The sequence below is a fragment of the Streptomyces sp. NPDC048255 genome (genome assembly GCF_040652415.1).
Classification (GTDB): Bacteria; Actinomycetota; Actinomycetes; order Streptomycetales; family Streptomycetaceae; genus Streptomyces.
In genome coordinates this window covers 1-9373 of sequence record NZ_JBEZMA010000110.1, presented here as the reverse complement: position 1 = coordinate 9373, position 9373 = coordinate 1, and the positions used below count along the sequence as shown (strand labels likewise).

Below are 9373 nucleotides of genomic sequence, written 5' to 3'. Positions count from 1 at the left end.
CCAGGCGGAGCCGGAACGGATCTCGGGCTGGGAAGTGATCGCCCTCGCTGCGCTCGGGCGGGCCGGCCCTTCGGGCCGGCCAGGGCCACCGCTTCGCGGTGGCTGGTCAGTTCGCTTCGCTCTCTGACCTGCGGGAACCCGCTTCGCGGGTTCCCGGGTGGGCTTCGCCCTGGGCGGGCCGCTGCGCGGCCCGCGGGGGCTTGGTCGCTGCGCTCCCCTGCCCCGGGCCGGTCTCGTGCCCACCCCTCCCAGCCCCTCCGCTGCTGCCAGCCGCCCGCGAAGCGGGCCCGGGATCCAACGAGCATGGTCCTGAACAGCCCTGACGGACCGTCTTCAGGCCTCTGAACTGGGTTTATCACCCGTGGGCGTTCCGGAAGACGAACGGCCGGCACAGGACCACACGCGCCCTCGGGCCCTCCCTCAACACCCCACCCACCACGAAAACACACCTAACTGACGGATAGTCAGACACTTTCGAGAAATTCAGAACGTCGCCCCAACAAATTCAGAAGGCCTCACCAAAAAACATTGAATACCGCTCGGATTCGGGTTCACCTGCTCCCGAAGAAAAAAGTCCGAGCTACCCGTATAGGGGACTTGCGCGCCTTACACGCCAGTCACGCAACCTCAGATCAGCGATCCGGCCGCTCCGGCCACGACTCCGTGTCAAGCGTTCGCGAATCCGCCCGCCAGCCACCTTGAGGGGCCTCTGACCAGGCGCGGAACGGAAATTCGCGAGAACTCGACCCCGGCGCCCGGCGATCGCACAGTGGCCCCCGATCCACCCCACAGCCCGGCACCGTGCCGGCCCAACCGAAGGAACACCACCACTATGACCACCACCACGACCCAGACGGCCGAGACCAGCGCTCAGGCCACCGAGGCGGGCGCACAGGAGCTGGCACGGCTGCGGCACCAGCGGCTCGTGCTCCTCCTGGCCCTCACCGGCGCCCTGACAGTGCTCGGCGCCGTACTCGCCATCGGAGCAGCACTTCTTGTCCGGTGGGCTCCCGCCTGGGCCGACCCCGTACAGGTCGGCATCGCCACCGGCGCCCTGTTTCTGGGTCTCGCCGTGCCCGCCCTGCGGCACCTGTGGCGCCGATAGGGCTGCACGATGCATGGGCCCGGCCGCGGGAGGGAGGGCCGGGCCCCGCGTTCCCACTGGGAACACCCAGGCAGACTGAGCCGATGATCCAGCGCCGCCCCCTGGGCACCGGCCCCGCCGCCGAAACCCCGGCCGTACCCGGCTCCCGTGGCCGTCTCGCCGCCGAGCTCGCCGCCGACCAGCCGCCCCAGAGCCCCGGGGCCGGGGAACCCGCGTCCGTGTCCGCTCGCCGCCGTCTGGGCGCGGGGCCGGTACGAACGGAACAGTGAGCGGGTCTGGGGCCGTCACCGGCGGGCCACCGGGCGGGACTTGCCAGGGCCTCTTTGTCCGGCTGACGCGTACAAAGAGGTGTCGGCGCGCTTGACAGGCTTGCCCACCAGCCCTGACCTGCACAGACGCCCATGATCGCTGACAGGGGGGTCCCACTCCCGGTCCTGCCTCCGGGACAACCCCGGGTGCACCCCTGCGGGCAACTGTCCAGCCCCCTCCCGGTGCAACCCTGATCGGCCCCGGAACAGGGAGGCTTGCCCAGCGTCGTCGGCCGGGTCGGAAGTGACACTCACCGGCTGATCCGTAGTCACCACTACAGAACCGGTGAGTTCCGTGCCCGCAGGTCAGACCCCGTGGGCAAGCCTGTCAGCCGCGACGACGCCTCTTTCTTGCGATAGCCAGGGAGAGATCGAGTGCTTCAGGACGGGCCGGTCGCGGTGTGCCGACGACGGAGGGGTAGCCGGGCCTGCTAGTGCCCCGGGCCGGCCTCTCTGCCGACCCGGGGCCGAGGCGGGCTTCAGACGGCCCGTCTCATAGGTGGCTGACGATCCACTCGGTTACCGGTCCGGTGAGACCGAGGGGGAGGTTGGCCAGGGCCCAGGTCATCACCTGCTCGCCGAGAACCGTCCCGATTCCCTTGGCTACCCCGTAAAGGAGGCCGGCGGCCGTCAGGGCCCCTGCCGCCCCCACCCGTCCGCGGGACCTCAGGCGCCGGGCCGGGACCGGGTTCTGCTCCGGCGCGGGGGCCGGGGTGCCGCCATGTTCCTGAAGCGTCATCTGCTGCTCCTTGGTCGGTGACTGTGTGATCGAGTCAGCCGTGAGCAGGGGTGTTGCCATCAGGGAGCCAGCGTTGCCAGTCTGACGCGCAACAGTCGGGCCACCAGGGGGACAGCGCGGTGAAGGACGATGCGGAGCAGCTGGCGGGCGAAGCGATACCCGGCAAGGCAGCTCCGGTGGTTGCCCTGCGGGACCTCACCAGCCGCCTGCGCCTGAACAGCCTGGAGGACATGGCGAAGGCGGTCTACTCCAGCCGCAGCCACTTCTCCCGGATCCTGAACCCCCGCGACCCACGCGTCATCTCGCCCGAGATGCTGACCGCACTCCTCGAGCTGCTGGAGGCCCGGGAAGGCTCCGAAGCCAGGAAGGCGAACGAGAAGCACACCAGGGCGCTGCTCAAGGCTGTCAACGACGCCCGGAGCCGTACCGCCCGGAAACTCGATGCGGCCGAGGCCAGCGTCGACGAACTCATCACCCACCCCGAGCGCGCCGACTTCCAGCGGCAGATGAACGAGCTGACCTCCCGGCTGCGCTCGATCTCCGACGAGCTGGACGTCGCGCAGGCTGCCAGCACTGCCAAGAGCTGGCAGATCACCAACGACGCCCGCCGCCTGGACGCGCTCGCCGAGCAGCTCCGGGCCGCCCGTGACGAAGCCGCCCGCACCGACCGGTCGGTGGCCATCGCGGCCGCCGTCGCGGCCGTCATAGCCGAGCAACAGCAGAACACCAGCCGCGCGATACACAGCTTCTTCGAGCTTCGCCCCCGGGCCCTCGCAGACTGGGACGACCCCGAACGCGGCCGACAGGAGCCGAAAGAGGGAGCCACCCGGCACCCTCTACTACCGCGACGCCAGAACCGGCGAGTACCGGCAGGTGATCGTCGCCAGCCCGGAACCCGAACCCGAGCGCTACTACGAGCCCGAACCGATCCGCAGGCTGTCCAAGCCCCCACGGCGCAAGCGCCGGTGGCCCGGCTGCTTCGGCTGGATCATCTTCGTCTTCCTCGCCGCCGTACTCATCGAGACGCTCACCAAGACGAGCTGAGAGCCCGAAGGGGGCCACCGAAATGCTGTTCGACCCGAACATGGAAAGCCGCCAGCTCCACGCCCACGCCGAGGTCTTCAACAACCCCTTCGGCGCCAGCGAGGACCACGTCATCTGCCAGTGCAGACTCGACAAGTACCTGCCCGGAGGCACCGGAGCCCAGCACCTCATCGCCCACGTCACCGAACACATGAACGCCGAGACGTTCCCACCTGGCACCCGCTGCGCCGGCCCCTGCCCCCGGCGCGACACCACCCACTGGGACCTCGAGCACAGCAACAACGGAAACGTCCACGTACTCAAGCTGCTCTCCAAGTGCCCCGCCCACCAGGGAACAGCGACCAGCGGAAGCCAGGTCATCGCCTCCCGCCACATACACAACCCGACTGCCCCCAAAACCGGCTGGTGGCGCAAGCACTAGCACCCGCAGACCGGCACCTGGCTCTATTCACGGGTTGTGGTTCTGGCTCGATTTCCGTGAAATCAGGTCAAACTCCTGGGATTTGCCTGAAAGTGAGCCGTGCGAGCCTTGGCGTGGAGGCCGATGCCGTGCACCCGCCCTCCGGATGAGGTTCGGGCCGAGGAGAGGTGTCGCCAGGTGGTCAGGCGATGAAGTCGTGGAGGGCAGGCAGTGGACCGGTCGTCTCGACAGATCCGATGTAGACCACGGCCTCCTCGAACTGGAAGTAGGAGAGCCCTTCGTGGCGTGGGCCGATGACGAGAAGGTTGCTCCCGCGGCGCCAGGCGGCGTGCCGCCAGTCGCCGGGTCCCATGGCCAGGGTGCCGCCTTCGGACCTGAGGTCGCGCTCCGGGGGACCGAGTCGCTGAGTGAATCCGGTGATAGCGGCGTCGATCTGCGCGTCGAACACCTCGCGTCCGGCGTTCTCGTGGCTGGACCAGCCGGGCAACGTCCCCCAGAAGTCCTCAGCCCAGTCCTCGCCGCCAACCCAGTAGAACTGGGCAAACGACAGGGCGAGGTGGTCCCCGAGGTAGGCGAGATGACCTTCGGCGGTGACGAGAGTGTCTTCCAGCGGCAAGTCGTCGCCTTCGCACCAGCCCAGACGCTGCAATGCCGCCTCGGGGACCGTTCGGCCGTCCCACGGCAGTTCCGCCAGGCCGACGATCTGTTCCACCAAGAGGGGTGTGACGGGACAGGCAGCGACGTGATCGGCGATCGGGTCCTCGTCTGTCATGGCAGAACGCTATCCAGGCCCTGTGACGACATCGACACCCCACCCCCGCGCGACCTCCAGCTGGTCCGAAGTGTCATCCCTTGAGGCAGGTCCCGTCGTCGGCCAGCAGGTCGCCTTGCTCTTCGGTAACGCCCTCTGTGCCAGGCGAACCCACTCCTCGGGCTCAATCGGCCGTCGCAGGGGAGGGGTCTCTCGCTGCTGCTGATCAAGGTTTGGGCGGGCAATCCACCCCTTGATAGCTGACGGGGCCTGTGCCGGACGGACATTCAGCGCGTAGTGTCCGGCCATTCCTCACGCAGCATCCCGAACAGCACGGTGTCGTAGCGCTTGCCCGCCACCAGCACCGTGGATCGGCGTCGGCCCTCCTCGCGGAAGCCCGCCTTGGTGAAGGCGCGGACAGCCCGCTCGTTACCGCTCCAGGTGTCGAGCTCGATCCGGTGCAGCCCGAAGACTCCGAACAGGTGTCCCACCAGCAGTCGCAGCGCGTCGGAGCCATGGCCGCAGCCCCAGCGGTCCCGCTCGCCGATGGTGACGCCGACGGTGGCCAGCCCGGCGAACGGGTCCAGGTCGCGGTAGTCCACCATGCCGATCACCGTGCCGTCGGCCAGATCCTCGACCGTGAAGACGGCCGACTCCTTCGGGTTCAGCCGCAGCATCGTCTCGAAGCCGAGCTCGACGGCCTCCGCCGTGACTGGGCCGAAGCACGGGTTGCCGCCGGCGGCCCAGTGGACCACCTCCGAATCGTTGCGCCATCGAGCGTGATGCCCCGCATCCTGCGCACGGAGTGCGCGAAGCCTTACCAACTTTCCTTCGATCTTGGACAGATCATAGGTATCGACATGATCGTCATCGATCTCGAGATCGATGCGCCCCGATCGCTCCGCAGGCACGCTTGAACATGTTCAATTCTTCTGTAAGGCTTCAATCCAGCGTAGGAGCTGCGGCGTCGACACGTTGCTCCTACTGGCGACGTGGCCGTCGCCAACGCCCTTAGCCACGCTGGCTGTTATGGGATTCGTGCCTGCATTCAAGGGGTTTCATGTCCGTCCCGGTTCCGCCGCCCGGCCCGCCGCCACCGCCCGGATACACCATCCCCCCGCCCCCACTTCCGCGGGAAGAGATCGGGGCGGTGAAGCTCATCGGTGGTTCCTGCGCCGTCTTTGCCGCTGTCATGGCGCTGCTCACATGGCTTGTTCTACTGATGCTGTTCTACTGAGCCAGGCGGTAGGCAATGTCGTGACCCGGGGAGAAGGACGCCGATGCTTGGGCAACCACTCGCCCCAAGAACTGGTACCCGCGTAGCGCGCTGGGCCGTTGCATCTACCCTGCTTCAAAATTGCATGCAGATAAACACTGGGTAGACGGCATGCTGCACAGGCCAGACGACCGGGCGCCGACCTCCACGGCACGCCCAACCCCCGAGCCCTACACACATCGCCCATCACGTCGAACTGTCAGTGGTCCGCCGCGAGGATCAGGTCGGCCGCGAGGTGCGGGCAGGTGCGGGCGTGCCAGGTCACCGACAACACCCCGCCGGCGGCCGACAGCGTCCTTGCCGCACCGTCGTGTGCCGTGGCCTTGCAATACGGGCAGAGAAGAACCCGCGGACGGTCAACCTCGAGCATGGTCCTCACCCTTCCCCGCCGGCTGGGCTCAGACTCGTGCACCGGCTCAGGCCAGAACTATCAAATCTGCAACCGATCCGCCCCCTTACCGGCTGGTATGCACCTCGATATCGGCATGTGCCGTGCCAGGCCGAACCGCTGAAGAGCCGCCCCCCGGCGCGGGCCATCCGGGCGGGACGCCCGGCCCGGGCGGTGGGGGCGGGTGCCTGGTTCCGAGTCCGGTGCCGGGCCCGGGCCCGTCCGGTGCCGGTGCCGGTGCCGGGCCCGGGCCCGGCACCGGACGGGCCCGGCGGCTGAGCCCTTCGTACCGCGGCGCGGTTTCACCGGCGTACTCCTCGGACGCGCCCGTCTCACATGCCGAGGTCGAGTTCGGTGCCGGCGCCCTGTGCGCGGGCTGCTGGGAGGAGGGCGGCGAGCAGGGGCGCTCCGGTGAGTACTTGGCCGAGGGTGCCGGTGACTTCGCTGTGCGCGGCGTCCAGGAGCCGCCGCCGGCTCGCGCCCGACCGCTCTGGACGTTTTCCAGGGAGGCGTTGATCACTTTGAGGCCGTAGCGGGGATCGTGCTCGCCCTCCAGCGCACCGAGTTCGACGAGGGACCGGCAGGCCGCGCCCGCACTGTTCGTCCAGTGCACATGGGCGTCCCCGGGGACACGGGCGCGGCCGCCGGCGTGGAGTACGAGGGCCTCCTCCAGCACGGCCACCGGATCGATACGGTCCAGGGCTGCGGCGACCTGCGCACGAGTCAAGATCAGCATGATCCATCCCTACACCCGTGCCGCCGCCCCGCACCGGCGCATGGACGCGAACGCTGCGGACAGCGCAATCGCTCCACTCCGCTGGCTCAGCCGGGCCGGGCCGAGCCCCGGACGACGCTCACCGTGCAGGGTTCGAAGAAGACTTCGGGCGGAGGCGAATCCTTTCCGGAGCTTCCTGCCTCTTGTCTGTGTACCGGTCGAACGGGCCGGCAGAACCGGGAGGGGAAACACCCATGTTGGTCACCGGCCTCGTTGTGATCGGAGCCCTGCTCTTGGGCGCCTGCAGCTGGCACCTGATGCGGCGCTACAAGAGCCGATCGGGAATGAGCAGCAGGTGAGCCGACGCTTCTCCTGGCCGGACGAGCGGCTGATCAAGGCCGCTCAGAACGGCGACGTCAGTTCGCTCACCACCGTCGTCATGGAATCGCAGCCGCATGTGCGCAAGTTCGCCCTATCGCTGTGTGCCTCGCCGCAGGACGCGGAGGACGCGGCGCAGGAGGCGCTGATCATCCTCTACCGGAAGATCGGCACCTTGCGGGCCACCGGCGCGCTTGCCTCATGGATGTTCCGGATCGTGCGCAACGAATGCCTGCGGCAGGTACGGCTGCTACTCGTCTCGCGGAGCGACGCGGCGTCGGTCGAAGCGGAGGCGTCGGCGGAGGTGTCTGCGGAACCGTCCGCCGAGGACGCGGTGCTGCACAGGCTGGAGGTGGAGCGGATCGCGGCTGCGGTCAGTGCCCTTCCCCGTGACCAGCGGCAGGTCCTGATCATGCGGGACGTACAGGGCCTGCCCGGCAGGACCGTCGCCCAGTCGCTCGGTCTGAGCAGCGCCGCGATGAAGTCGCGGCTGCACAGGGCGCGTGCGGCACTGCGTCTCTCGCTGGCTGCGCCTGGCCGAGCGCCCGGTCAAGCCATCGACCGATCCGTTGGAGGGGACTCACGACCGTGGACACCATGAACACCATCGACACCGTGAACGCTGTGAAGCCCGTGCAGGGCGTGGAGGGGCGGGCCACCGCGCCGTCCGGCGCGCCCGGGATGGGCTTCGCCAGCAAGTCCGTCCCTCGCCATCTGGCGCGTGGCGCCATCGGCTTCGGGCTGATCATCGGCTCGATCGCCCTGGTGCCCGTCGCCGGCCCGGCCAGCCTGTTGGCGGCCCCGTTGGCTCTCATCGCCTTCCGCGGGTGCCCCACCTGCTGGATGGTCGGGCTGGCGCAGACCGTCTCCCGCGGCCGTCTGGAGCGCCGGTGTACGGACGGCGTCTGCACCCTCGGCAAGCCGGCGGCCGCAGCCGTTCCCCGCTCGCCTCACGAGGGCTGAACGGCTGAACGGGCGCGATGTCCAGGCCCGTGCCGAGCCCAGTCACCTCGGGTCGGCTGGTGGACCCCAGCCCGGCCACACCACGGCAGGAACCTGGGCTGCGCGCCGCGGGCCGGATTCGCGTACGAGGAAGGCGGCTCCCGAGGCGAGTGTCGCGGTGAACGACAGCGCCACGACGACCGGCCACAAGGTGCCGGTGACCGCTGCCGAGCCCATCCACGCCGCTGCCGAACCCACTGCCAGGACCAGCAGCAACGGGATCCTGGCCCCGAGTGACAACCTGCTGCTCGTCACGACGAAGGCGTAACCGAGGGCCGCGCTCGGCGTGACGACCACGACCACACCCACAAATATGAAGACAAGAAAGGCGATAACCATGTCGCACTGACCTCCGGGTCGCACGGCAGAACCCGTCACAAGGGCACGCGGATCCACATCACCGCTGCTCGGCAGGTTCCCCGGCGGCCATACTGCCAGAGAGTTTGAACGCGTTCAATGCAGCTCGGACCGCGCCGACCCGCAGCGTGGAATGATCAAGAGGTGATCGAAACGAGCAGTACGGACGGCCACGACTTCCGGCGCGAGACCGAGCGGATCGTCAACGAGACGGCCCAGGGGCTCCGCACGTTGGAGGAGACTGTGGCCTGGTTCTCCGGCCTCTCCCTGACGGGCCGCCAGGAGGTGCTGAGGGAGGTCGCCGGATACGCGATGCAGGCGCACATCACGGCCGCGGACGGCCGCGCGGGGGTGGCGCGGTCCGGGGTGAAGCCCACGGCCAATCCCTCAGTGATGATCTGCATGGACCCGCCCCGCTACGGATTCCATGGGCTCCCCGCCGACGAACACGTGAAGGCATTCCGTGTGCTCGTGTCCGTGTTCGCCGTCGCCGACACCCGTCGCAGGGAAACGTACTGCAAGGGCACCTGCGGACACGCCTGGCACAACCTGCCCACGGCAACCGAGGAGCCGTAGCGGCTGCTGCTCCCGACTCCGGCCTGAGCGGCCGCCGGTGTCCGCGGACCGGGTCCGGCAGATGGCCGGGAACGCCGAAGGGGCGGCGTACGTCGACGTGGTGTCGGGGTACGCCGCCCTGGGACGGGACGCGTTGCGGGAGGTGGCCCGCGCTGTCATGGCGGTTACTTCGGGTCGCTGTTGAACTTCGAGGCCGACCAGAAGTAGCCGAGCACCGCGAGGCCCAGGCACCAGGCGACCGCGAGCCATCCGTTGTGGCCGATCTCGCTGCCGAGGAGCAGCCCGCGCAGGGTCTCGATGGCCGGGGTGAAGG

The 9373-nt window shown here is 68.8% G+C and carries 13 protein-coding genes and 1 pseudogene; 7 read left to right on the top strand and 7 right to left on the bottom strand.

Going from position 1 to position 9373, the window contains the following annotated elements; all coding sequences use genetic code 11:
* The first annotated feature begins 832 nt into the window (after positions 1–832).
* Both AB0D94_RS37185 and AB0D94_RS37180 read left to right on the top strand, forming a co-directional pair.
* Positions 833–1105 (top strand): hypothetical protein, encoded by a 273-nt coding sequence (locus AB0D94_RS37185; RefSeq protein WP_362062197.1) that lies wholly within the window; start codon positions 833–835, stop codon positions 1103–1105.
* Positions 1106–1188: 83 nt separating this feature from the next.
* Positions 1189–1374, top strand: coding sequence for a hypothetical protein (locus AB0D94_RS37180; RefSeq protein ID WP_362062194.1), 186 nt, complete (start codon positions 1189–1191; stop codon positions 1372–1374).
* Positions 1375–1906: 532 nt separating this feature from the next.
* Here the strand turns inward: AB0D94_RS37180 and AB0D94_RS37175 are convergent.
* Both AB0D94_RS37175 and AB0D94_RS37170 read right to left on the bottom strand, forming a co-directional pair.
* Positions 1907–2152 carry a hypothetical protein gene (locus AB0D94_RS37175; RefSeq protein WP_362062191.1) on the bottom strand — a complete coding sequence of 82 codons (246 nt, stop codon included), beginning with the start codon at positions 2150–2152 and terminating at the stop codon, positions 1907–1909.
* A gap of 59 nt (positions 2153–2211) precedes the next feature.
* Entirely contained in the window at positions 2212–2895 is a 684-nt protein-coding gene (locus AB0D94_RS37170) for a hypothetical protein (RefSeq protein WP_362062188.1), read from the bottom strand.
* Positions 2896–3025: 130 nt separating this feature from the next.
* Here AB0D94_RS37170 and AB0D94_RS37165 point away from each other — a divergent pair, with 130 nt between their 5' ends.
* Both AB0D94_RS37165 and AB0D94_RS37160 read left to right on the top strand, forming a co-directional pair.
* Positions 3026–3196: a hypothetical protein gene (locus AB0D94_RS37165; protein WP_362062185.1), complete on the top strand. Its 171-nt coding sequence runs from the start codon at positions 3026–3028 to the stop codon at positions 3194–3196.
* A 22-nt stretch (positions 3197–3218) separates the two neighbouring features.
* Positions 3219–3617 (top strand): hypothetical protein, encoded by a 399-nt coding sequence (locus tag AB0D94_RS37160; protein ID WP_362062182.1) that lies wholly within the window; start codon positions 3219–3221, stop codon positions 3615–3617.
* Positions 3618–3798: 181 nt separating this feature from the next.
* On the opposite strand, the gene AB0D94_RS37155 is transcribed toward AB0D94_RS37160, so the two are convergent.
* From AB0D94_RS37155 to AB0D94_RS37145, 3 genes are all read right to left on the bottom strand, one after another.
* A complete protein-coding gene (locus tag AB0D94_RS37155; protein WP_362062179.1) occupies positions 3799–4389 on the bottom strand; it encodes a hypothetical protein in 591 nt (196 codons plus the stop codon).
* A gap of 266 nt (positions 4390–4655) precedes the next feature.
* Positions 4656–5279 carry a GNAT family protein gene (locus AB0D94_RS37150; RefSeq protein WP_362062176.1) on the bottom strand — a complete coding sequence of 208 codons (624 nt, stop codon included), beginning with the start codon at positions 5277–5279 and terminating at the stop codon, positions 4656–4658.
* 564 nt (positions 5280–5843) lie between these two features.
* On the bottom strand, positions 5844–6014 hold the full coding sequence (locus AB0D94_RS37145) for a hypothetical protein (RefSeq protein WP_362062173.1): 171 nt from the start codon (positions 6012–6014) through the stop codon (positions 5844–5846).
* A 1088-nt stretch (positions 6015–7102) separates the two neighbouring features.
* On the opposite strand from AB0D94_RS37145, the gene AB0D94_RS37140 reads away from it, so the two are divergent.
* A complete protein-coding gene (locus tag AB0D94_RS37140) occupies positions 7103–7726 on the top strand; it encodes an RNA polymerase sigma factor (protein WP_362062170.1) in 624 nt (207 codons plus the stop codon).
* A complete protein-coding gene (locus tag AB0D94_RS37135) occupies positions 7723–8088 on the top strand; it encodes a hypothetical protein (RefSeq protein WP_362062167.1) in 366 nt (121 codons plus the stop codon). The genes AB0D94_RS37140 and AB0D94_RS37135 overlap by 4 nt, the downstream gene beginning before the upstream one ends.
* A 42-nt stretch (positions 8089–8130) precedes the next feature.
* Here AB0D94_RS37135 and AB0D94_RS37130 read toward each other — a convergent pair whose 3' ends face one another.
* Positions 8131–8466, bottom strand: a complete 336-nt coding sequence (locus AB0D94_RS37130) for a hypothetical protein (RefSeq protein WP_362062165.1) — start codon at positions 8464–8466, stop codon at positions 8131–8133.
* A 162-nt stretch (positions 8467–8628) separates the two neighbouring features.
* On the opposite strand from AB0D94_RS37130, the gene AB0D94_RS37125 reads away from it, so the two are divergent.
* Positions 8629–9060: a DUF5958 family protein gene (locus AB0D94_RS37125; protein WP_362062162.1), complete on the top strand. Its 432-nt coding sequence runs from the start codon at positions 8629–8631 to the stop codon at positions 9058–9060.
* A 164-nt stretch (positions 9061–9224) separates the two neighbouring features.
* On the opposite strand, the pseudogene AB0D94_RS37120 reads toward AB0D94_RS37125, so the two are convergent.
* Positions 9225–9373: pseudogene (locus AB0D94_RS37120) on the bottom strand (ABC transporter permease); the annotation flags it as partial.

What these genes read in the sequence shown, in the direction of transcription:
- AB0D94_RS37175 (WP_362062191.1), bottom strand. Translation starts at nt 2,152, where the DNA reads ATGACGCTTCAGGAACATGGCGGCACCCCGGCCCCCGCGCCGGAGCAG.
- AB0D94_RS37130 (WP_362062165.1), bottom strand. Translation starts at nt 8,466, where the DNA reads ATGGTTATCGCCTTTCTTGTCTTCATATTTGTGGGTGTGGTCGTGGTC.
- AB0D94_RS37185 (WP_362062197.1), top strand. Translation starts at nt 833, where the DNA reads ATGACCACCACCACGACCCAGACGGCCGAGACCAGCGCTCAGGCCACC.
- AB0D94_RS37180 (WP_362062194.1), top strand. Translation starts at nt 1,189, where the DNA reads ATGATCCAGCGCCGCCCCCTGGGCACCGGCCCCGCCGCCGAAACCCCG.
- AB0D94_RS37145 (WP_362062173.1), bottom strand. Translation starts at nt 6,014, where the DNA reads ATGCTCGAGGTTGACCGTCCGCGGGTTCTTCTCTGCCCGTATTGCAAG.
- AB0D94_RS37135 (WP_362062167.1), top strand. Translation starts at nt 7,723, where the DNA reads ATGAACACCATCGACACCGTGAACGCTGTGAAGCCCGTGCAGGGCGTG.
- AB0D94_RS37155 (WP_362062179.1), bottom strand. Translation starts at nt 4,389, where the DNA reads ATGACAGACGAGGACCCGATCGCCGATCACGTCGCTGCCTGTCCCGTC.
- AB0D94_RS37160 (WP_362062182.1), top strand. Translation starts at nt 3,219, where the DNA reads ATGCTGTTCGACCCGAACATGGAAAGCCGCCAGCTCCACGCCCACGCC.